This is a genomic window from Exiguobacterium aurantiacum, assembly GCF_024362205.1.
Classification (GTDB): Bacteria; Bacillota; Bacilli; order Exiguobacteriales; family Exiguobacteriaceae; genus Exiguobacterium; species Exiguobacterium aurantiacum_B.
This window is the reverse complement of the sequence record NZ_CP101462.1, coordinates 219,449-239,954: the sequence shown is the minus strand read 5'-3', so window position 1 is coordinate 239,954 and position 20,506 is coordinate 219,449. Positions and strand designations below refer to the sequence as shown.

21 protein-coding genes and 1 riboswitch are annotated in these 20,506 nt (G+C 54.2%); of the genes, 2 read left to right on the top strand and 19 right to left on the bottom strand.

Annotated elements, in window-relative coordinates; all coding sequences use genetic code 11:
• Positions 1–111: 111 nt before the first annotated feature.
• Positions 112–1,509, top strand: a complete 1,398-nt coding sequence (locus NMQ00_RS01395; protein WP_255177602.1) for a 6-phospho-beta-glucosidase — start codon at positions 112–114, stop codon at positions 1,507–1,509.
• Between the two features lie 38 nt (positions 1,510–1,547).
• Here the strand turns inward: NMQ00_RS01395 and rbsB are convergent, their stop codons facing one another.
• The 7 genes from rbsB to NMQ00_RS01360 all read right to left on the bottom strand — a co-directional run bounded on the left by rbsB (position 1,548) and on the right by NMQ00_RS01360 (position 7,846).
• The gene (gene rbsB / locus NMQ00_RS01390; RefSeq protein WP_255177601.1) at positions 1,548–2,459 is read right to left on the bottom strand and encodes a ribose ABC transporter substrate-binding protein RbsB; all 912 of its coding nucleotides are present in this window, start codon (positions 2,457–2,459) and stop codon (positions 1,548–1,550) included.
• A 23-nt stretch (positions 2,460–2,482) separates the two neighbouring features.
• Positions 2,483–3,448: an ABC transporter permease subunit gene (locus tag NMQ00_RS01385; RefSeq protein ID WP_021065942.1), complete on the bottom strand. Its 966-nt coding sequence runs from the start codon at positions 3,446–3,448 to the stop codon at positions 2,483–2,485.
• A gap of 1 nt (position 3,449) precedes the next feature.
• On the bottom strand, positions 3,450–4,928 hold the full coding sequence (locus NMQ00_RS01380; RefSeq protein WP_255177600.1) for a sugar ABC transporter ATP-binding protein: 1,479 nt from the start codon (positions 4,926–4,928) through the stop codon (positions 3,450–3,452).
• An 11-nt stretch (positions 4,929–4,939) separates the two neighbouring features.
• On the bottom strand, positions 4,940–5,329 hold the full coding sequence (gene rbsD, locus NMQ00_RS01375) for a D-ribose pyranase (RefSeq protein WP_255177599.1): 390 nt from the start codon (positions 5,327–5,329) through the stop codon (positions 4,940–4,942).
• The gene (gene rbsK, locus NMQ00_RS01370) at positions 5,329–6,213 is read right to left on the bottom strand and encodes a ribokinase (protein ID WP_255177598.1); all 885 of its coding nucleotides are present in this window, start codon (positions 6,211–6,213) and stop codon (positions 5,329–5,331) included. The genes rbsD and rbsK overlap by 1 nt, the downstream gene beginning before the upstream one ends.
• Positions 6,210–7,193: a LacI family DNA-binding transcriptional regulator gene (locus NMQ00_RS01365; RefSeq protein WP_255177597.1), complete on the bottom strand. Its 984-nt coding sequence runs from the start codon at positions 7,191–7,193 to the stop codon at positions 6,210–6,212. Before NMQ00_RS01365 ends, rbsK begins: the two co-directional genes overlap by 4 nt.
• Positions 7,194–7,291: 98 nt before the next feature.
• Positions 7,292–7,846, bottom strand: a complete 555-nt coding sequence (locus NMQ00_RS01360) for a GNAT family N-acetyltransferase (protein ID WP_255177596.1) — start codon at positions 7,844–7,846, stop codon at positions 7,292–7,294.
• 67 nt (positions 7,847–7,913) lie between these two features.
• Here NMQ00_RS01360 and NMQ00_RS01355 point away from each other — a divergent pair, with 67 nt between their 5' ends.
• Positions 7,914–8,360: a DUF4385 domain-containing protein gene (locus tag NMQ00_RS01355; protein ID WP_255177595.1), complete on the top strand. Its 447-nt coding sequence runs from the start codon at positions 7,914–7,916 to the stop codon at positions 8,358–8,360.
• Here NMQ00_RS01355 and NMQ00_RS01350 read toward each other — a convergent pair whose 3' ends face one another.
• The 12 genes from NMQ00_RS01350 to NMQ00_RS01295 all read right to left on the bottom strand — a co-directional run bounded on the left by NMQ00_RS01350 (position 8,361) and on the right by NMQ00_RS01295 (position 20,503).
• On the bottom strand, positions 8,361–8,798 hold the full coding sequence (locus NMQ00_RS01350) for a GNAT family N-acetyltransferase (protein ID WP_255177594.1): 438 nt from the start codon (positions 8,796–8,798) through the stop codon (positions 8,361–8,363).
• A gap of 88 nt (positions 8,799–8,886) precedes the next feature.
• The gene (locus NMQ00_RS01345; protein ID WP_255177593.1) at positions 8,887–9,336 is read right to left on the bottom strand and encodes an OsmC family protein; all 450 of its coding nucleotides are present in this window, start codon (positions 9,334–9,336) and stop codon (positions 8,887–8,889) included.
• 45 nt (positions 9,337–9,381) lie between these two features.
• A complete protein-coding gene (locus NMQ00_RS01340; protein WP_255177592.1) occupies positions 9,382–10,947 on the bottom strand; it encodes a GGDEF domain-containing protein in 1,566 nt (521 codons plus the stop codon).
• A gap of 133 nt (positions 10,948–11,080) precedes the next feature.
• Positions 11,081–11,716 (bottom strand): SDR family oxidoreductase, encoded by a 636-nt coding sequence (locus NMQ00_RS01335; protein ID WP_255177591.1) that lies wholly within the window; start codon positions 11,714–11,716, stop codon positions 11,081–11,083.
• Positions 11,717–11,739: 23 nt separating this feature from the next.
• Positions 11,740–12,378 (bottom strand): thiamine phosphate synthase, encoded by a 639-nt coding sequence (thiE, locus tag NMQ00_RS01330; protein ID WP_255177590.1) that lies wholly within the window; start codon positions 12,376–12,378, stop codon positions 11,740–11,742.
• Complete coding sequence (thiD, locus tag NMQ00_RS01325) at positions 12,350–13,186, bottom strand: bifunctional hydroxymethylpyrimidine kinase/phosphomethylpyrimidine kinase (protein ID WP_255177589.1); 837 nt, start codon at positions 13,184–13,186, stop codon at positions 12,350–12,352. Before thiD ends, thiE begins: the two co-directional genes overlap by 29 nt.
• On the bottom strand, positions 13,186–13,974 hold the full coding sequence (thiM, locus tag NMQ00_RS01320) for a hydroxyethylthiazole kinase (RefSeq protein ID WP_255177588.1): 789 nt from the start codon (positions 13,972–13,974) through the stop codon (positions 13,186–13,188). The genes thiD and thiM overlap by 1 nt, the downstream gene beginning before the upstream one ends.
• Positions 13,971–14,645 carry a thiaminase II gene (gene tenA / locus NMQ00_RS01315; protein WP_255177587.1) on the bottom strand — a complete coding sequence of 225 codons (675 nt, stop codon included), beginning with the start codon at positions 14,643–14,645 and terminating at the stop codon, positions 13,971–13,973. Before tenA ends, thiM begins: the two co-directional genes overlap by 4 nt.
• 80 nt (positions 14,646–14,725) lie before the next feature.
• A riboswitch (TPP riboswitch) is annotated at positions 14,726–14,830 on the bottom strand.
• A gap of 61 nt (positions 14,831–14,891) precedes the next feature.
• Positions 14,892–16,340 (bottom strand): exopolysaccharide Pel transporter PelG, encoded by a 1,449-nt coding sequence (gene pelG / locus NMQ00_RS01310; protein WP_255177586.1) that lies wholly within the window; start codon positions 16,338–16,340, stop codon positions 14,892–14,894.
• The gene (pelF, locus tag NMQ00_RS01305; RefSeq protein ID WP_255177585.1) at positions 16,321–17,739 is read right to left on the bottom strand and encodes a GT4 family glycosyltransferase PelF; all 1,419 of its coding nucleotides are present in this window, start codon (positions 17,737–17,739) and stop codon (positions 16,321–16,323) included. The genes pelG and pelF overlap by 20 nt, the downstream gene beginning before the upstream one ends.
• Positions 17,736–19,583, bottom strand: a complete 1,848-nt coding sequence (locus NMQ00_RS01300) for a DUF2194 domain-containing protein (RefSeq protein WP_255177584.1) — start codon at positions 19,581–19,583, stop codon at positions 17,736–17,738. Before NMQ00_RS01300 ends, pelF begins: the two co-directional genes overlap by 4 nt.
• A complete protein-coding gene (locus tag NMQ00_RS01295) occupies positions 19,565–20,503 on the bottom strand; it encodes a tetratricopeptide repeat protein (RefSeq protein WP_255177583.1) in 939 nt (312 codons plus the stop codon). The genes NMQ00_RS01300 and NMQ00_RS01295 overlap by 19 nt, the downstream gene beginning before the upstream one ends.
• Positions 20,504–20,506: the final 3 nt, after the last annotated feature.

Here is a 20,506-nt window from a genome sequence, read left to right as displayed (position 1 = left end):
TGTTAATTTCTCTCTATTCTATACTAAAGTGGACAACAGGATACAACTCGAGCATCACATTCCGTTTACACATGCTCGATTTTTTTGTGAACAAACAAGGAGGAGATTCGTATGACAACCGGAATCAAGCTCGTCACCATCGGGGGCGGCAGCAGCTATACACCAGAATTGATGGAAGGGTTCATCAAGCGGTATGAAGAGTTACCAATCCGCGAGATTTGGCTCGTAGATATCGAGGCCGGGAAAGAAAAGCTCGACATCGTCGGACAGATGGCGCAGCGGATGTGGGACGCTTCACCTTATGACGTCAAAGTCCACTTGACACTCGACCGCCAAGAAGCGTTACAAGACGCCAACTTCGTCACGACCCAATTCCGTGTCGGTTTGCTCGACGCCCGAATCAAAGACGAACGGATTCCGCTCTCGTACGGTATGGTCGGGCAAGAGACGAACGGGGCCGGTGGCATCTTGAAGGCGTTCCGCACCATTCCTGTCATCCTTGATATCGTCGAAGACATGAAACAGCTCTGTCCGGACGCATGGCTCGTCAACTTCACGAATCCGAGCGGAATGGTGACCGATGCGGTCATCCGTTACGGCAAATGGGACAAAGTGATCGGACTGTGCAACGTGCCAGTCAATGCGATGATGGCAGAACCGGAACTGATCGGCAAGAAACCGGAAGAGTTGATTTACTCATTCGCCGGATTGAACCACTTCCACTGGCATCGCGTCCACGACGTGAGCGGACATGACGTGACACGCGACATCATCGACAAGATGTACGACGGCGATTCGGGGATTCCAGCCAACATTCATGACATGCCGTTCTTCCAAGAACAACTGCAACAGATGAACATGATCCCTTGCGGCTATCACCGATACTACTATCGTGCCGAAGAGATGCTCGCCCACATGCTTGAAGAATATCGCGACCCGGCCGTCGGCACGCGGGCCGAGCAAGTGAAACAGACGGAAGCGGAACTGTTCGAACTGTACAAAGACCCGAATCTCGACCATAAACCAGAACAACTGTCTAAACGCGGTGGCGCCCACTATTCGGATGCGGCGTGTGAGACGATCGCCTCGATTTACGCCAATAAGAACACGCACATCGTCGTCTCGACGAAGAACAACGGGGCCGTCCCGGACCTCGCCCCGGACGACGTCGTCGAAGTGTCGGCCTATATCGGTGCGACCGGCGCGAAACCAATCGCGTTCGGCGCGCTCGCCCCGGCCGAGAAAGGATGGCTCCAGGTTATGAAGAACATGGAGCTGTGCGTCGAAGAAGCGGCCGTGACCGGAGACTATGGACTCGCCCTCCAAGCGTTCATCATCAATCCGCTCATCCCGAGCGGCGAGACCGCGAAACGGGTGCTCGATGAACTGCTCATCACCCATAAAGCGTATTTGCCACAGTTCGCCGATAAAATCGCCGAACTCGAAGCCAGCGGCGTCACAATCAAAGACGAAGTCGTTCAAGCACTCCAACCTGTTAAACAAGCATAAAAACAGCCGACGCACCTCGAATGCGTCGGCTGTTCATATTATTTGATCAACTCGAGGTCGACTGGGATGTTTTCTTCCACTGTCTCCCCTTTCAAATGGTCCACCGCGGCTTGAACACCGAGCTTCCCAATCTCCGTCGGTTTCTGCGCGACCGTGGCCGCCATTGTTCCGTCTTCAACGGCTTTGACCGCATCATCCGTCGCATCGAACCCGATGACTTTGACATCATTCAAGCCGGCACTGTTCAACGCTTGAACGGCACCGAGCGCCATCTCATCGTTATGAGCGAACACGGCGACGATATCTTTATTGTCTTGCAAGATGTTCTCCATGACCGTCAACCCTTGGGCCCGGTCAAAGTTAGCTGACTGTTTGGCGACGACGTCAAGTTTTTCGTCAATCGCTTCGTTGAATCCTTGACCACGGTCACGTGTCGCTGATGCGCCTGGAATTCCTTCGAGTTCGACGACCTTCCCGCCTTCCCCGACGAGTTCGACCATGTATTCACCCGCGAGCTTTCCGCCGGCGACGTTATCTGACGCGACGTGCGCGACGACGTCGCCCGACTCAGCGTTGCGGTCGACCGTGATGACCGGGATGCCGGCATCGTTCGCACTTTGAACGGCTGCACCGACAGCTTCCGAATCGGTCGGGTTAATGAGAATCAAGTCCATGCCTTTTTGAATCATGTCTTCGACGTCGCTCACTTGTTTGGCTGCATCGTTTTGTGCATCGGCGACTGTAAGTGTCGCATCGAGTTCAGTTGCTTGCTCTTCCGCCCCGTCTTTCAAGGCGACGAAGAACGGGTTGTTTAATGTGGAAATTGAGAGCCCGATTTTGAAGTCCCCGTCTTTCGTCTCTTGCTCCGAACTTGTCCCCGGTTGTTCCGTCGAACAAGCTGCCATGACGACCATTGTCAATACGAGTAGCCAAGCTGTCCATTTTTTCATCTTCTGTTTTCCCCTTTCGATGATTACGCGTTTTGTTTTCGATCGAGCAATACTGCGAATAAAATGACGGCCCCTTTGACGACGAGTTGGAAAAATGATGAGACGCCAAGAAGGTTCAAGCCGTTGTTCAACGTTCCGATAATGAGCGCCCCGATGAGCGTCCCGACAATCCAGCCTCGTCCACCCGCAAGACTCGTTCCCCCGAGAACGACCGCTGCGATGGCGTCGAGTTCATAGGACGTCCCGGCCGTCGGTTGGGCCGAATTGAGACGTGATGTCAAAATGATACCGGCGAGTGCCGCGAGCGTACCCGACAACGAGTAAATCAAGACTTTCACTTTGTTGACCCCGATGCCCATCAGTTTGGCAGCTTCCTCGTTACCGCCAATCGCGTACGTGTGACGACCGAACGTCGTCTTTTTCAAGATGAAATACAACACACCGAAGGCGATCAACATCGTCACGGCTGGCACCGGGATGATCCAGAAGTAACCGCGTCCGAGCAGTTCGAACCACGTCGAATCACCTAACCCGGTGATGGGACGCCCGTCCGTATAGACGAGCGTCAACCCCCGATAAATCGTCATCGTCGCCAGCGTCGCGATGAACGGGGCGACTTTTCCATACGTGATGACGGCGCCATTGAACGCCCCGAGCACAGCCCCGGCGATCAATCCGAGCGCGATTGCCATGACCGCGTGTTGCCCGTCGACCATCATGCCGGCGACGAACGCCGACGACAAAGCGAGAATCGAACCGACCGATAAGTCGATGCCGCCTGTCAAAATGACGAACGTCATCCCGAACGCAATCAAGGCATTTATGGAGACTTGGCGTAGAACGTTAAAGATGTTGTTCAATGAGAGAAAACCTGGTTCGAGCGCTGTCACCACAACGATGATGGCGAGCAATCCGAACAACGGTCCGAGCTTTTGTCCCCAACCGAGTTTTTGCGGCCGACCTAATGCAGTCGCTGCTTTCAATTCCATATCATTGTCCTCCTGTCGCATAAGTCATGACTTTTTCTTGTGTCGCCTCGTCTTTGGCCAACGTCCCCGTGACGACACCTTCTCGCATGACGACAATCCGATCGCTCATCCCGAGTACCTCGGGTAAATCCGACGACACCATAATGATGGCGACGCCCGCCTCGGCGAGCTCACTCATAATCGTGTAAATCTCTTTTTTCGCCCCGACGTCGACACCACGCGTCGGTTCATCGAGAATCAAGACGTCCGGCTCGGCGCCGAGCCATTTGCCGAGGACAATTTTTTGTTGGTTCCCGCCCGAGAGCGACTTCACTTTCTGCTCCATCGAATGATGTTTGACGCGTAGCTTTTTCAAATAGCCGTCCGCGAACTGTTCTTCCGTTTGCCGTGAGATGATCGTCCCTTTCGCTCGTTTATCGAGCGTCGGCAGCGATAAGTTCTCACGTAACGTGAAGTCGAGCAACAACCCTTCGCCTTTCCGGTCTTCCGTCAAAAAGGCGATGCCGTGTCGGATGGCGTCAGCCGGTTGCTTGATCCGAATTTCGGTTCCGTTCAATTTGACGACGCCCGCTTTGGCCCGGTCAGCTCCGAACAAGGCACGCATCACTTCGGTGCGTCCGGCTCCCATGAGTCCCGAGAATCCGACGATTTCACCGGCTCGAACATCGAACGAGACGTTGTGGAACCGGTTACCTATCAATCCATCAACTTCGAGCACGACGTCGCCGATGGTCGCGTTCCGCTCCGGATAGCGTTCCCCGATCTCTCGCCCGACCATCTCTTTGACGATTTCTTCAAACGATGTCTCATTGATGCGATGTGTCCCGATCGATACGCCGTCGCGAAGGACGGTGATGCGGTCACATAGTTCAAAAATCTCTTCCATCCGGTGCGAGATATAGATGATCGACACGCCTTGGTCCCGGAGCGCCCGCGATACCGAGAACAGCGCGCGAATCTCGCGGTCGGTGAGCGCAGCGGTCGGTTCGTCCATGACGATGACTTTCGCATCCGTCATGAGCGCTTTGGCGATCTCAATCATCTGTTGTTGTCCGACAGATAAATGTTTGGCGAGTTGATCGACTTCCATGAACACGTTCAGTTCCGCTAAGTACTCTCGTGCCCGTCGTTTCATCTCTTGCTGTTTGATGACACCGAACGGACCGGTCAACTCCCGTCCGAGGAATAAGTTTTCCATGACCGTCAGTTCCGGTAGGATGTTCAACTCTTGATGGATAAAGGCAATCCCCGCTCGTTCGGCTTCTTTCGGATGTTTGAACTGTCGAACGGCACCATCGATGACGACTTCCCCTTCGTCGAGCGGATGAAGCCCGGTCATCACTTTCATGAGCGTCGATTTACCGGCCCCGTTTTCGCCCATCAAGGCATGGATTTCACCGGGCAACAGTTCGAAGTCGACACCTTTCAATACACTGACCGGACCGAACGACTTATGGATGTCTTTCAATTGGATGTGCATCGAACCCCTCCTTAAAAGATGACGCCGGCATGTAAAATGACGTTCGCATACGGAGTCGCTTCCCCCGTCCGGATGACGACTTTTGCCTGTTCGACTTCACGTTTGAACGCTTCATGCGAGCATGTGTTCACCGTCTCGAATCGGTCGGTCAACGCTTTGGCGATCGGTTCGTTCGCTGTGAAAATTTCATCTGCGATTGTAATTTGTTCGATGACCATATCGGCCTCGACCGCATCCAATACATCGAGGAATGACGGCTCACCGAGACGAAGCGCCAAATCGACCCGCGCCACGCCGTCTGGAATCGGTAGTCCGCAGTCCGCGATGACGACCGTGTCCGTATGGCCCAAATCCGCAAAGATTTTAGTCAAATGGCTATTCAAAATCCCGTGTTTCTTCATCACACTCGCTCCAATCGTCTCATGACGTCATTTCGATTCGGCATGCCGCCTTGGGCCCCAAAGCCTTCTACGCTCAACCCCGAAGCGACGACGGCGAAGCGTACCGCTTCACGTAACTCGCTTCCTTCCATGAGGGCCGCTGCGAGGGCACCGTTGAACGTATCTCCCGCCCCCGTCGTGTCGACGACATCGGCTTGAATCGCTGGAATCTGATGAACCATCTCGCCATCAAAGAAACGGACACCTCTGACCCCTTCGGTCACAATCAGTTTGTTCGGATAGCGTCGCAGCACCTCATCGAGCGGGACGTCTCCGAACAAGTCACGGCACTCGTGCTCATTCGGTGTCACGTAGGTCACATGCTCGAGCAGCTCATCCGTGAGCGGTTGTGACGGAGCCGGATTCAACAGCACCGGGATGTGGCGGGCGCGACAGTACGCGCTCACTTGTTCGACCGTCGCAATCGGAATCTCGAGCTGGAGCAAGACAAGCGTATCGTCATCGAGTAGCTGTTCGAGCTCGGCTTCCGTGAAGACGACCTGCTTGTTCGCCGATTGGACGACGACAATCGAGTTATCGCCTTCGGCGAGCACGATATGCGCCGTCCCGGTCACTTCGCCGTCAAGCGTCCGTAAGTGGTGCGTCCCGACGCCGTTCTGTTCAAAGTTTTGGCGAATGCGTTGCCCAAATTCATCGGACCCGACACATCCGACCATCTCAACTCGTCCCCCGAGTCGCGCGGCCGCGACCGCCTGATTGGCACCCTTTCCTCCAGGTACCGTCTGGAATGCCTGTCCGATGATGGTCTCTCCTGCCTGTGGACGTTTGTCTGTCGTGACCACTAAATCCATCGATACACTCCCGATGACCACAATTCGCTTCATGTGTCATGCCCCTTTCGGATCGTCGTCTGTCGCTCCGTCAACGTGACGGGCAACAAGATTTCTTTCGTAACGGTCTCTTTCTTCTCAATCAAGTCGAGGAGTCGCTCGGTCGCTCGGCGTCCCATCTCGTAGATGGGTTGCGAGATCGTCGTGAGCGGCGGCGATGTCATCTCCCCGAGCTCGATGCCATCGTAACCGATGACTTGCAAGTCTTGCGGCACACGCACATTCCGACGTACCGCTTCCTGTAACACTGCAGCCGCGATGACGTCATTGGCGGCGAACAATCCATCGAATGGCCAATGCTCATCAAACAGCGTTTGCGCCGCCGTGAGTGCTTCTTTGAACGTGAAACTCGAATGCGTCATGCCGACGAGGTGATCTCCTGCGACGTCAAGGAACCCATCCGTCCGTCGCTTCACCGTCTGAAGCTGTTCGGGTCCGCCGATATGAGCAAGCCTTGTCGCCCCACAATCCAACAGCGTCTCCGCCGCCAGCCGACCGCCTTCATACCCGTCTGAGATGACGGCGTCAATGCCAGACTTGACGATTCGGTCGAGCGCGACCATCGGCACATCTAACTTCTCATAGTTCGGGTTGTCCGAATGGTTCGTCGTGATAATCAAGCCATCGACATGCATCGTCTGAAGCGCGACCAAATACGACTGCTCTTTCGCCAGTTGCTCGTCCGTGTTACACAAGACGACCTGATAACCGTGTTGATTGGCCACGTCTTCAATCGCACGGGCCAACTGTGGGAAGAACGGGTTCGTGATATCTGGCATAATCAATCCGATGAGCCCCGATGTTTTGGTGAATAACGAACGCGCGACCCGGTTCGGGGCGTAGTCGAGCTCGGCGATAGCCCGCTCGACGGCTTCCCTGGCTTCGGCGCTCACATAGCCGTTATTGTTCATGACACGGGACACGGTCGCGACAGAAACGTTCGCCCGTTTGGCCACTTGTTTGATTGTTGCCATCTCGACCTCTCCTTTTTGGTAACGCTTACAAACACATCATAATGTGTAACCGGTTACATATCAAGCATTAATTTTTTCTGTATCAAAAAGCGCCTGACTCATCGTTGAGCCAGACGTTTCTCATACTCTTCTTTCGTCACGACGTAGACGAGACTTTGCACGGTACGTCCATCTAAGCGCGTCAACTGTTGGGACGTCGTGAACACGTACGTGAAGCCCGTCTTTTCGACGACACGGCGCGACTGGTCGTTGAAGTTGAAGTGACCGCACCAGATGCGCTCGAGCCCGAGGTCATTAAAGCCGTGGCGTATCACTTCGCGGACAGCCTCAGGGATGTAGCCTTTTCCCCAATGGTCGGGGCTGAGGACATACCCGATCTCACGTTGGCGGTCATGCTGAATCTCAGGGTCCGGCCGGCGGTCGTGCAACCCGAGGCTGCCGATGACTTCACCTGTTTCTTTCAGTGTGATGGCCCAGACGTCTTCGTCTTGTTGGAACAGCCTGATGACGTCGCGGGTCTCGTCGACCGATTGGTGCGGCGCCCAACCCGCTTTCGGACCGACCCGCTCGTCTTGCGCATAGTGAAACATCTGTTCAGCGTCCTCGAGCTGAAACGCCCGGAGCTGGAGTCGATTGGTATCAAGTTGAATCATGGTGTTCTTCCTTTCTGTCGTTTCCCTCGGATTCGTTCCGGGAATGAGTCCATGAGGAGGGATGACGATGCCATTTGATTATGATTTAGATTTCGAAACGATTGATTTCCGCAAACAACCCGAGCTGTATCGCGTCGGTCGAGGCGAGCAAGGTGTCCTGCTCGTCGAACCGTATAAAAGTGAGATATTGCCGCATTGGCGTTTCAAGACGCCCGACATCGCCCGCAAGTCCGCCGATGAGATCATGAAGCTGTTCGAAGCGTATCGGGCCGCCGATGACTTCGTTGGGATGGATATGGCCCGCAAATTCATCCAAATGGGCTATACCCGGGCGAGACGTTATGCCAACTATAAGGGTGGACGAAAATATAAAGACGACGGCGACATCCACGACCGTCAAATCGATGAAGAGAAGGCGGAATCGGCCCGCATCTTCAAGGAACGATGGGACCAGCTCCGGGCGGATGAGGACTATTTGAAACGAAAAAAAGCCCATCAAAAACAGTACGGCTGATCATTGGGTCATGACGAGAAAACGAATTTCGCTTCTTTCAAACGATGCGACGTGTTGAAACCCCAGCTGCTCATAGAGATGGATGGCCCTTTGATTGAACGCGGCTACCGTCAACCGGAGCGGTTTGCCTTCGCGCGCCGCCTCTCGCATCACCAACCGGACGAACGTGCGTCCATGTCCCCGTCCCGTTCGGTCAGGGTGCATGCCGATTCCGATGTCGATGTATGCGTCATCGTAGATATATGTATCGTTCGGCACCTGCGCGTATCGGCCAAGACAGTAAAAACCGATTAACGCCCCGTCATGGACGGCCTGATACGCCATCAGTTCATCGAGCCCTTCCACTGAAGCATCTTGGTTGTAGAAATCGTACGGCGACTCGTACGCCCACGCTTGAATCGCGCGGGCGTCTTGTCGCGTCATCGGGCGAATGTCCATCATGTCCTCCTTTCTCACGTCTCCTCTTGTTCGTGCTCGCCGGCAAACATTCCTGTCTGCATCAAAAAAAGGATGGGTCGCCCCATCCTCACTTCCGCGTCCACGTCGCCGTGATATCGACGTCGGCCGCATGCATCAAGTTATGGATCGGACAACGTGCCTCGACACCTTTTCGAAGCGCCTCAATCCGTTCATCCGATTCGGTCGTATCGAGCACGATGTTCACGTGCACCTTCTCAAAGTATGTCCGCACGCCTTCGACCCCTTGGAAACCACGCGGGTCGAGCGTTCCTTCGGTCACGAACGTCACCCCATCGTAGTTGAAGTCTTGATCTTGCGCGACGTAAGCGATCATGACCGTCGTGCACGACGACAACGCTCCGAGCAAATATTCGAGTGGGTTGGGACCGGCGTCCGTCCCGCCGAGACGTTCCGGCTCATCGACGACGAACGGTTCGAGGTCACGCACATGGACCGTCGTCTTCACACTCGTCGCTTCTCCTTCAGCACGCATCGTCACTAACGGTTTTTCTGTCATATCGTCTCCTCCTCTATGATCATGCCATCTTCCTTCTCGTTCCCGTTATTTCGGCCCGTGTAACACCTCGTCATAAATCGCATAATCATTTTTTCCTTGCTGTTTGATTTGATACATCGCCTGATCGGCTTTATGAATGAGCGTGTCTAAGTCCGTCCCTTGATCTGGCGAGACGCTGACGCCGATGCTCGCGCGAATTGGAATGGTTTCGCGACCTAATTTAAACGGCCGTTCCGCCAACGTCGTCCGCAGCCGCTCCACGAACGTGACGATGTCCTCTTCCCCCACGTCCGACAAATAAATGTAGAACTCGTCCCCGCCGACACGCGACGCGAGTCCTGCGACCGGTGTCGCTTCTTCGAGCAAGGCACCAAGATGAATCAAGAAGTCATCTCCGACTTGATGGCCATACGTATCGTTGACTCCTTTAAATCCATCAAGGTCAATGATGACGAGGGCAAGCGTGTCAGCTTGAAGCAACGCTTGATCAGCTTGTTCATAAAACGCGCGGCGGTTCGCGAGCTTCGTGAGCGGGTCGTGATAGGCGAAAAAGCGAATCGATTGCTCGGCTTCTTTGAACGTATGAACATCTCGAATCAAAATCATACCATGAATCTTCTGGTCGATATAAACGAAGTCCCCGTCGATGACGACGTAACGTTCTTGTCCCGATTTCGTCTGAATCTTCGTCTCGAACTCGAGAAACTTTTTTTGCGCTTGGAAATGTTGAGTGTAGTGTTCGCACCATTCTTCCCGTTTTTTCTCAGGTAACAAGTCGACAAAACGTTCATTGACGACACGAACGGTATGGAACAATGTGCGCGCAGCCGGGTTCGCACTCTCGATGCGACCGGTATCGTCGACGAGCAGGATTGCCGACGGGTTCAAGTTGTAGAGCGTGCCGTATCGTTTCGCATATGAAGCAAGGAAGTCGAGCCGATTCATGGCGACAACGAGGGCGACCGTCCAGACGAGTCCACCGTACATATACGCATACGGCGGCATGATTCCACGAAACTGGAAATAACCGAAGACGATGTCCCAGACGAGGACGGCGATGGCGGTCCAAATGAGCATGCGCAAGACGCGTTGATGTTCGGTCCGATCGGCGCGTTTGAGCGCATAGACGAGCAGCAAGATGATGAGAAAATGAAATACGTTGCCAACGGTCATCGTCGTCAAATAAGACGCATTGAACTCAGGGTAAATCCAGACGCCGACTTGGTCGAAGCGCTGGCTGTTCAAGATATTCTCTTGGCGGATGAACGTCAACGCGACCGGCACGAGCGGCAAATAGATGACATATGGATATATCCATTTCGGCAGTTTCGCCCCGACCCCCGTCACTTTGACGATGAAGTGGACGGAACACACAAAAATCAAAATGCCGGCGTTGCCGAACCAATAAGTGATGAAGGCCGGACTCGCTTCAATCGGGGACAGATGCCGCCCGAACTCGGCCAAGAACAACATCGCATAACCAAATACGAATAGGCTGAGCAGTCGATGCTCGACTTGACGCGGGTTGCGGAGCAACACGTCAAGGGCAAGGTGGCTCAATAAGAAAGCCGGCAATAAATACACGGCCATATAGAGAAATAGTGTGGTCACGGATAGACCCCTTTCTTCAAACAAATCCATGTGTTACTTTCTCTATCGGTCGAAGCGAATCCTTTCTCGAGTGCGCGGACACATCCATACAAAAAGCGAGCGGAATGAAATCCGCTCGCTGTCGTCATCTCGTTTATAGAGTATCTTCAATCGCCGTGTCGCCTTTGACGAGGTCGATCGCTTGATTGTGGGCTGCTTCATGACCGATAAGGTGCGCCAGGAAGGCCGCTACGTCTGCGCGTGGGATTTCGCCCGTTTCGACGTCCCCAATCTTCACGTTGTTTGTCCCCGCGTCATCTGTGAGAGCACCTGGGCGAACAATCGTGTACGTCAGCCCGCTCGTTTCGAGCAACCGATCGGCGTGATGCTTCGCGACATAATATGGTTTCATCTCTTCCGGCCATGCCGAACGATCTTCCGCCTTCAAGGCGCTCACCATGACGAACTGTTTCACACTCCCATTCGCCTGAGCCGCCTCGATACTTTTCGCCGCGCCGTCCAAGTCGATTAACAGCGTCTTGTCGGCTCCGGTGCTACCACCCGAACCGGCCGCGAAGACGACCACGTCCATACCGGACATCGCCTGTTCAAGTGACGACACGTCACCTTCGAGGTCTCCTAAAACAGCTTGATAGCCTTTCGATGTAAAGTCGTCGAGTTGCTCTTGTTTCCGCACCATCGCCGTGACTTGATGCTTCCCTTCCTCGTGCAATCGTTCCACGAGCTGTTTTCCAATCTGTCCATTCGCGCCTATTACAAATACGTTCATCTGTCTTCCTCCTCGATTTGAATTCAGAGACAAGCGAAACGCCGTGTGGCCATGGCCACATCCGGTGCAGAAGCGATGGCCGAGATGACGGCGACGCCGTCCGCCCCGTCTTGCCGAATCATCGGGACGTGTTCCGGTAAAATACCGCCAATCCCCACGATTGGCAGCTCTCGATACATGTCTCGGACTTGGCGGATGAGCGTCGTCCCATTGACTGCCCCGGCATCTTCTTTCGATTTTGTCGGGTAAACCGGGCCGATGCCCACGTAATCCGCATGGTCGATCGCCGCAGCCGCTTCTTCGAGCGTATGGACGGAGACACCGAGCCATTTGTCCGGACCAATCCGCGCTCGAACGTGTGCGGCCTCGGTATCGTCTTGCCCGATATGGACACCGTCCGCATCGATGCGTTCTGCTAGTGCGACGTCGTCATTGATGATGAATGGGACGTCGTACGAGCGGCAAAGTGTTTGCAACGCTCTCGCCATCGCTTCTTTTTTATCCCCATACAGTGCCTCTTTACCTTTTTCACGAAATTGGAAACATGTCACGCCACATTGGAGCGCCGTTTCGACCGTCCCTAGCACGTCTTTCGTGTTCGGTGTCCCACAGATAAAGTAAAGTTGCAATTGTTCAGCGAGTGCTCGTCGTGATGGATTCAATCGTCACGCCCTCCTCTCCATACGCCGCATGCGCCCAATGGTTCGTCGGCCCATGTCCGGCTCCGATATCAAGTCCATGCGTGATGGCGCTTTGAATAAATCGCTTGGCCGTCACCGTCGCCGCCAGGATGGAACGCCCTTTGGCAAGTTCCGCCGTGAGTGCCGCCGAAAACGTGCAGCCGGTGCCGTGCGTGTCGCTCGTCTGGATGCGTGGGGCCGACAATATGAACGTCTCCGATTTGGTCATGACCAAGTCGTCCGCAGATTCGCCTTCGAGATGGCCGCCCTTTAAAACGACCGCGCGCACACCGTACGCTAGCATCCGCTGTGCCGCTTCGATGCGGTCCTCAAAGGTCCGAATCGTCATTCCCGTCAGCACTTCGGCTTCCGGCACGTTCGGTGTGACGACGGTCGCAAGCGGTAGGAGAGACGTCTTGAGTGCATCGACCGCCGTGTCCTGTAAGAGCGATGCCCCGCCTTTCGCAATCATGACCGGGTCGACGACGAGTCGATGGAACGCATGACGTCGGACTCCGGCAGCGACCACCTCGATGCGCGCCGCATCGAACAACATCCCGGTCTTGCACGACGCAATCGAAAAATCAGAACCGATCGCATCGAGTTGTTGCGTGACGAGTTCCGGCGACACTGCTTCGACCCCGTGCACTCCGCATGTGTTTTGTGCCGTGACGGCCGTCACGACGCTCGTTCCGAACACGCCGAGTTCTTGGAACGTTTTCAAATCGGCTTGAATCCCCGCGCCGCCGCCGGAGTCCGAACCTGCGATTGTCAATACTTGCATCCGCATCATGAAACCACCTCGATTCGGTCACTCGGCAACTCGACGGCCGTCATCTTGCCGAGTTCATTCAAGAAGTGGGCCGGAAAATCACCTGGCCCGTCGGCCAAAGCGGTGGCGAGTTCCCCGCAACGGGCATAGCCGGCGAGCGCTGTCGCCGTGGCCGTCATCGCATCCGATTCGACTGCGAGAAACGCACCGACGACCGCACTGAGTAAACAGCCCGTCCCGGTCGTCCGGGCCATCACTGCAGTCCCGCCTTTGATTTCAATCGTCACGTCCCCATCGCTGACGACGTCCGTCTCTCCCGTCACGGCAATGACACAGTTGTAGCGCCGGGCCGCCTCACGCGCGATTTGATTCAAATCGTCCCGCGTCTCGCCCGCATCCACGCCGCGTGATGCCGCGTCGAGACCAATCAATGTCGCGATTTCTCCGGCATTGCCGCGGATGACCGTCACGCGGACGTGTTGCAGAATCGACTTGGCGACGTCACGTCGAAATGCGGTCGCCCCGACCCCGACCGGATCGAAGACGACCGGACGACCCGCTTGATTCGCTGCCTGTCCGGCTCGAATCATCGTACGTTCCGTCGTCGCATCGAGTGTACCGATATTGAGCACGAGTGCATCGCTCACAGACACCATCTCGGCCACTTCTTCGACAGCTGACGCCATCACTGGGGCTGCCCCGATGGCGAGCAACCCGTTCGCTGAAAAATTGGCGACGACAATATTCGTGATGTTATGGATGAGCGGACGAGCGGCCCGGACGTTATCCCATAAATCGCGCTTCATCGTCTCACCCCCGTTGGTAACGCCCACGACTCAAGCGTCCATGCCATCTCCCAAAACGCGTGTTCATAATAGCAACTCTTCAAGAACAACTGTTGATACCGGAGACGTTCTTCCGCCGTCGCCTGTCCTGCGAGCACGTCGAGCCGTTCAATCTGTTCCTCGACGAGATCGCGGAACCATTCCGACCCGTACGTCGCAATCCATGTCGCATAAATCGGATGGTCGGGTGTGGCGTCTTTCATTCGTTCCCCAATCTCATAATAGACCCAATAGCACGGCAAAATCGACGCGAGCACGTCGCCGAGCGTCGGACCGGCCTGTTGCATATGGAGCGCATAGGCGTAAGCGGTCGGGGCCGGCTCAAACGTCGCCCACTCCGCCTCTGTCACGTCGAGCAACGTGAAAAACTCCCGGTGCAACGCATGCTCCGCTTCAATCGTATGAAGCGCGTGCGTCAAAAAGCGGCTCGCTACTTCCATGTTCGGGGCGAGGGTCGCGCCTTTCGCCTGCACTTTGGAGAACTGGTTCAAATAATATGAGTCTTGCATGACGTAATGCCGAAATTTCGCCTCGTCGAGTTCACCCGTTCCGAGCTCGCGGACGAACGGATGGTCAAAGCTGGCTTGAAACAAGGCATCGGCCTCTTGTCGTAGATGTGTGGTAAATGTCATGTTTTCTCCTCCTTTGTCATAAAAAAGACGCCGCCTCCCATAACGGAAGCGGCGTCGGATTTACACAAAGTGTACGAGAACAATCGGTTCGCCCACTTCCCTACGCTAGCGTGAACTAGATCAGGTTCAAAGGGTCTGGACCTCGTCCATCTCAGCCGCGTCACGCGACTCCCCTAGTGGTAAACATTATGAAATTCGGTCGTCTACGACCACATCATATCAGTCTTTTTCCATGTTGAAAACCCTTTAACGCGAGAAGCGACGGTTCAACAGTGTCCCCATTTGCGAGAACCGTTCGGTGCCGAGCTTGCGTCGATTCGCGGCCGCGAACACGTAATAATCGACTTTGCCCATGTAATAGATCAAGCGCAATCCGGCCAGGAAGAACGTGATTGTCGTGCTGACGGCAAAGCCGACGCCGTACCAATCGATGCCGCGCGGCAAGAGCAATAGCGTGAACAACGCGTTCAGCGTGAAGAAGGAGATGTTGACGAACAACGCCCCGCGCCGGTCCTCAAAATAGAGCAATAAAAGTGTCAGAATGAGAATCATCGCGTTCGCGAACGCCGCGAGCGTCGTCATCCGAAAAATTTGACCAATCTCATCCGGCACACCGATCCAACCGACGAACACCCCTGCCATCAGGATGGCGAACAGCGTTACGACACCTTGGCTCCGCGCGAGTCGAATCAGCTCATTTTTCAACACGGACGTCATCGTCTGTTTCGCCTTCTCGATTTGATGGAGCGCCCCGCCGTAGTTGATCAACCCATAAAACGTACGATAACGCTCATAAAATCGGGTCTCGACGGCGACGACGAATAGCAGTTGCGTCGGGATGATCGTCAAGTACGACCAAAAGATGGCCGTGTCATAATACGGGTTGAACAAGAACGAGTCCGCAATGATGACACGCCCTTCGCCGAACCAGATGATGAAGTTCGTGACCCAAATTCCGAGCACGTACAACACACCGATGGCAAACAAGTCCGGATAGCGGTCGAAGTACTTGAAGTACGAGAACTCTTTCACCGCATAACGGAGCGGGAACGTCCGGAGCATCGCGAAGAACAGACCGAACAACGTCACAATCATCCCGACCGTGAATCCGAGCAACAGCTCAAGGCTCGACGGATCGGTCATGAGACGGCTGATCACATAGACACTTCCGATCGAGATGAGGCCCCCGACCAGGAAGCTATAGGCCACCGCTTGATAATATTTGGCGGCACTTAAAAACAAGAACATGACCCAGATGACGTTGATCGTCATGAACAAGACGAACAACGTCAGTTTGTACAGAAAATCGAGCGGGGACAACATCCAGAAGATACTGTACAGGATGGCCGCCGCGAGAATCGTCACTTTGAGCATCCCGGTGAAGACCGGGAAAATCTCGTGCGCTTTCTTCTCGTAAAACAAGTCCGCCACATATCGTGTCACGACGAGCTGTTGGAAGCTGAACAAAATTTGCGAGAAGATGAACGCATACGAGACCGAGATCATGAAAAGCGTCCGCTCGGCGAGAGACAACGTCGGCATCTGGAACGCCAACCATTGAATCGTCCCGACGACCAAGATGACAATCAACCACGGTCCGGACGTGACGAGTCCTGAGAACGTGTACGCCTTCAACCTGGACGAATAGTAGTCTTCTTGGAACAACTTCTGCAACTTAAACCCGATGCCCGCCATACTGTTCCCTCCTCGTTTCATAGATGGCTTTGTAGCGGTCCACGACTTGTTGGAGACGATAGTATTGGCGGACCCGCTCCCGCCCGTTCTTACCGAAACGCATCCGTTCCTGCGGATAATCCATCATCCACTCGACCTTGTCCGCGACCGCTTCCGGATGAACCGGGGGCACGATAAATCCAGCCGGTCCGAACGGATCATCTTCTCGGCCATACAGAAGTTCGGAGCAAGCACCGACATCGGTTGCGACCCATGGAATCCCCGCGGCCATGCCTTCGAGGATTGCGAGCGGCTGCCCTTCCGAGATGCTCGTCAACAGCAGTAAATCGAATGTCGGCAAATAAGCTTGAACGTCCACTTTCCCAACGAGCTCGACATAATCGGTCAATCCGCTCTGTTCGATGAGCAGCCGGCACTCCTCCGCATACTCTTCATCCTCATCGAGCGGACCCATGATCGTCAGTTTGAACAGGCGATGCCGCTCCTGCAAAATCTTGGCGGCGTAAATCATCGTCTTCAAGTCTTTGATCGGGACCAAGCGGACGATGGCGCCGATTTGAAAGAAATCGTGCTCCGTACGATCGACCGTCGCTTGAATTTGACGGTCGGCGATGCCATTGGCGATGATTTTTGTCTTCTCGCTCGGGGCACCGATCCATTCTTGATATTCACGATTCCGTTCGAACAAGGTGATGATTTCATCGGCCGCATTATAAGCTTCACGCGACAAGTGATGGAAGAAACGGACCCATCTCGGCTTATATGGCGCGGGTATCCAATACGACTGTAAAATCTCTTCTTCGCGTTCACGCGAGTAAATGCCGTGTTCGGTCAATATGAACGGAATCCCTTGCGTCTCTTTCATGTAGGAGGCGACCACGCCGGCATACCCTGTCGAAACGGAGTGGACGAGGTCGACTTTCGGGAGCGGCTGATGGAGCACCCGTAAAATCGGGGTATACATGCTTTGCCACATCCAGAAATAGTCGATGAACGATCCGCCGTTCATCTCTTCCGCGTATGCCGCCTTCACATTTCTCCAAAAGAACTCACTTGCGAAAAATGCCTGACTCGAGGGCACTTCTTTCCCGAGCAAACGGAGCGCTTGTCGGTTCGGACTCTTCAACATGAGCCAATCCGATACGTTCTGTTCATCCTCAGCACCCCACTTCAATCGTCCTTTCGCTCGCTCACCCACGTCGGTCAAATATAGATGGGTAATGCCGGAGACGTTCGCAGGAAGCGCGTATTTCATGTCTTCCGGCCGTTTCTCGGTCGGTTGAATCGAGATGATTTCAAACGACACCTCGGGCATCGCCTCGATCAACGTCTGCGTCCAACTTGAGACGCCCCCGCTCACGTACGGATAACTCCCTTCTAATACGAGTCCGATTCTCATTGCGCTCCCCCTTTGATGGCGATTTCAGCGTTCGCCGATGTCAGTTTGACGAGATAAAGTGGACGGTCGGCTTCCCACTGTTCGACCGTCCCGAAATCGAACTCTCCTGTCTCAAGTGACTGTCCTGGTTTGAGACGAATCGTGAAGTGGGACGGGTTGATGAGCCCTTCCCCGGCTAAATAGATGGTCGACTCATCAAACGTGACGTTCAAATCAGCTTGTTGGTAGGTGATCATCTTTTCGGTCGCGTAGTGCTGTGTATACGCCTCGAGGTGCGGATATTGATCCTTCACATCGTGGACGATTTTACGCAGACTCGCGAACATCGTATCCCAGTCCCGACCAAAGGCCCGGTCTGGGTCGATGACATCATCGGGGTGAATGAAGTGTGAAAACACACCGAAATTGGCGATCGCGTCGACCATTTGGAAAATCGATCCGCGCTCTTCCCCATAATCACTCGTCACGCGCGGAAAGTGATACAAGTTTGGATGCGCTGCATCAAATTCGAACTCTTGCACGAAGTCCCCGCTCTCCGGTTCCCCCGTATAGAGTGAGGCGATCGTACGAAGTTCCGGCAGCGCCTCGGCAATCGCATCGACCCCTGTCCGGTTGAGCGCGTTCGACGGCGGGACGTATGACTTGAGCGTCTCGTCCGGGAAATAATTTGCAAACACGGATTCGGCTTGCAATAACGACCGTTTCATCTCATCCTTATCCTTCCAAGGAATATATCCATACGTTGGATCGATCGGTTCATCGGCGGTGACGAGCGACTGGTGGTTATAACCATGGAGTCCAATCTCCCCACCGTGGGCAATCAATTTTCGACCGAAGTAGAGCATCGGGAACTCGCCACGTTTAATCAACTGTTCGTCGACGAGCTCCATCTCTTCTTCATACGTCCCGATCATAGCCCCCGTGTAAATCAAATCATCGTCTTCCGCCAAATCAACCATGTCTTCCCACCAATCCTCGGCGAAGAAATCTTTGACCGATTTATCGAGGGGGGTCGCAGAGACGTCTTTCATCTTCCCATCCATGACTGGTGCCGGGAAATCGTCGATGTACATGAGTTTGACGGCTGCTTGTGCCGTGACGAACGCCGGCGGCATCGTACCGAGCGTCTGGACGAACAACCCGCGGATCATCTTTTGATCGGTGATCGTCGTGTTCCAATAGAGGACATTCCCGTCGCCGACTTCGTATTCCCAAAGGATCGGGAAACCTTCAGCGGACAACATGACGTTGGCTTCATCCGCGATGGCGAAATCGACGACGCTATGGACAAACAAATCGTCCGGCGGGTTCAAGTCGACATAGCCCGGGAAAATCGTCTCCTCGAAGTTCAAGCCGTATACGTCCGGCACATACTCACCGATTTCTTCGATCCCGGTCAACGCATTCCACGCCGGGTCTTTGAACCGATTCGCAAACACGAGGTTCCCCCCTTGTTCAACGTAACGTTTCATCTCGACGAATGGCCAGCGCTCAGTGCTTTCACCCGTGAAAATAATGATGGTGTACGGAGAGGGAGAAATCGCTCCGACGGCACCAGGACTCACTTCACGAACGTCAAGCTTCGCATACTGCAGGCCGTGTAGCAGGTTGTCTGCCGTCCCGACCGCTAAATCGCCCTCATCCCGGACGAGATAAATTTGAAGTTGATGTTCTCCAGCTTTCGCTGAAGCGTTGCTCTTCAATTGGTCGATGTTCATCCTTTGCTCGGCGACGTTTGGCAACAACGTGTGCAACGAGTGAATCCGTAAGTATTGAATCGCACCGACGATGACTAAAAATAAGACGATGAAGAGCGAGAATGAGATTACAGTTCGTTTTTCCATGATGTCGTGTCACTCCATTCTTCAAACAGCAGTCGGTACTCATACGGCACATCCTCAAGTGAGAACTGGGTCTGCATCATAAACATGACTGCTTTCACTTCATTCCAACGTTCGCGCTCATAATAATAGTTGATGAGCATCAGATGAGCCTCGATCCGTTCCGGAAAATGATGGACGTACTCCTTCAAGATGTTCAATTGTTCTTTCGGACGCTCTAACGTAAGATAAATCTCGTTCAAATCCTCGTAAATCCATGGCGAGGGCGGATAAAGCGTCTTCGCTTTCAGCAATTCCTCGAGCCAAGCTCCTCGCTTGTCCTTCAGCATGACTTCGGTGATGAGCTCGCTATGGATCATGCGTTTATAAATCGTCGCGAGCCGTCGAATCGTGTCTGGATTGCCGAGGTCATACTCCCGTTTCGCCAGTTTTAGCTCTTGTTCGTATTGATCAATCAAGATGTTCATCGTCGCCGCCGCATAATGGACGGTCTCGCTGTCCGTGCTCTCGAGTCCCATCTGCAAATATTTCCCTTGATGGTCAATCGATTGGTTGACGTGCGTCAAAATTGAATGTTTGCGGATGGCCGGATCTTTGGAATTGATGGCGTCGTTGAGCGGTAATAGATGGCTGCTGGTGCTCGCCTCGTGACGAATCTGTTCATAGTTGACGACCTTGAAGTCGATGTAATCGTCATAGTCTTCGATCAGCCCGCTCCGTCCGAACCGTTCAGCAAGCCGATACACCGCATAGACGGCAAGTTCAGCCAGAAACGGTAAGAATAGACCGAAGCTGAGGGCAGCCACCGCCACACCATAATCCGGCGCTTTCAATTTTCGTTTCAACGCGATCAACAAGACGAAGGCGAGCAGGGCATGAGCGACATAAATCCCAATCAACCCGAGACGAATAGTGGATTCCATGCC

Excerpts from the sequence above, each read along its gene's own strand:
- rbsB (WP_255177601.1), bottom strand. The coding sequence starts at position 2,459 with ATGAAAAAATGGACAGCTTGGCTACTCGTATTGACAATGGTCGTCATG.
- thiD (WP_255177589.1), bottom strand. The coding sequence starts at position 13,186 with ATGCGGATGCAAGTATTGACAATCGCAGGTTCGGACTCCGGCGGCGGC.
- pelF (WP_255177585.1), bottom strand. The coding sequence starts at position 17,739 with ATGAGAATCGGACTCGTATTAGAAGGGAGTTATCCGTACGTGAGCGGG.
- NMQ00_RS01355 (WP_255177595.1), top strand. The coding sequence starts at position 7,914 with ATGCCATTTGATTATGATTTAGATTTCGAAACGATTGATTTCCGCAAA.
- NMQ00_RS01395 (WP_255177602.1), top strand. The coding sequence starts at position 112 with ATGACAACCGGAATCAAGCTCGTCACCATCGGGGGCGGCAGCAGCTAT.
- thiM (WP_255177588.1), bottom strand. The coding sequence starts at position 13,974 with ATGAAGCGCGATTTATGGGATAACGTCCGGGCCGCTCGTCCGCTCATC.
- rbsD (WP_255177599.1), bottom strand. The coding sequence starts at position 5,329 with ATGAAGAAACACGGGATTTTGAATAGCCATTTGACTAAAATCTTTGCG.
- rbsK (WP_255177598.1), bottom strand. The coding sequence starts at position 6,213 with ATGAAGCGAATTGTGGTCATCGGGAGTGTATCGATGGATTTAGTGGTC.
- NMQ00_RS01365 (WP_255177597.1), bottom strand. The coding sequence starts at position 7,193 with ATGGCAACAATCAAACAAGTGGCCAAACGGGCGAACGTTTCTGTCGCG.
- NMQ00_RS01380 (WP_255177600.1), bottom strand. The coding sequence starts at position 4,928 with ATGCACATCCAATTGAAAGACATCCATAAGTCGTTCGGTCCGGTCAGT.
- pelG (WP_255177586.1), bottom strand. The coding sequence starts at position 16,340 with ATGGCGGGCATCGGGTTTAAGTTGCAGAAGTTGTTCCAAGAAGACTAC.
- NMQ00_RS01385 (WP_021065942.1), bottom strand. The coding sequence starts at position 3,448 with ATGGAATTGAAAGCAGCGACTGCATTAGGTCGGCCGCAAAAACTCGGT.
- NMQ00_RS01345 (WP_255177593.1), bottom strand. The coding sequence starts at position 9,336 with ATGACAGAAAAACCGTTAGTGACGATGCGTGCTGAAGGAGAAGCGACG.
- NMQ00_RS01300 (WP_255177584.1), bottom strand. The coding sequence starts at position 19,583 with ATGGAAAAACGAACTGTAATCTCATTCTCGCTCTTCATCGTCTTATTT.
- NMQ00_RS01295 (WP_255177583.1), bottom strand. The coding sequence starts at position 20,503 with ATGGAATCCACTATTCGTCTCGGGTTGATTGGGATTTATGTCGCTCAT.
- NMQ00_RS01360 (WP_255177596.1), bottom strand. The coding sequence starts at position 7,846 with ATGATTCAACTTGATACCAATCGACTCCAGCTCCGGGCGTTTCAGCTC.
- NMQ00_RS01335 (WP_255177591.1), bottom strand. The coding sequence starts at position 11,716 with ATGAACGTATTTGTAATAGGCGCGAATGGACAGATTGGAAAACAGCTC.
- tenA (WP_255177587.1), bottom strand. The coding sequence starts at position 14,645 with ATGACATTTACCACACATCTACGACAAGAGGCCGATGCCTTGTTTCAA.
- NMQ00_RS01350 (WP_255177594.1), bottom strand. The coding sequence starts at position 8,798 with ATGGACATTCGCCCGATGACGCGACAAGACGCCCGCGCGATTCAAGCG.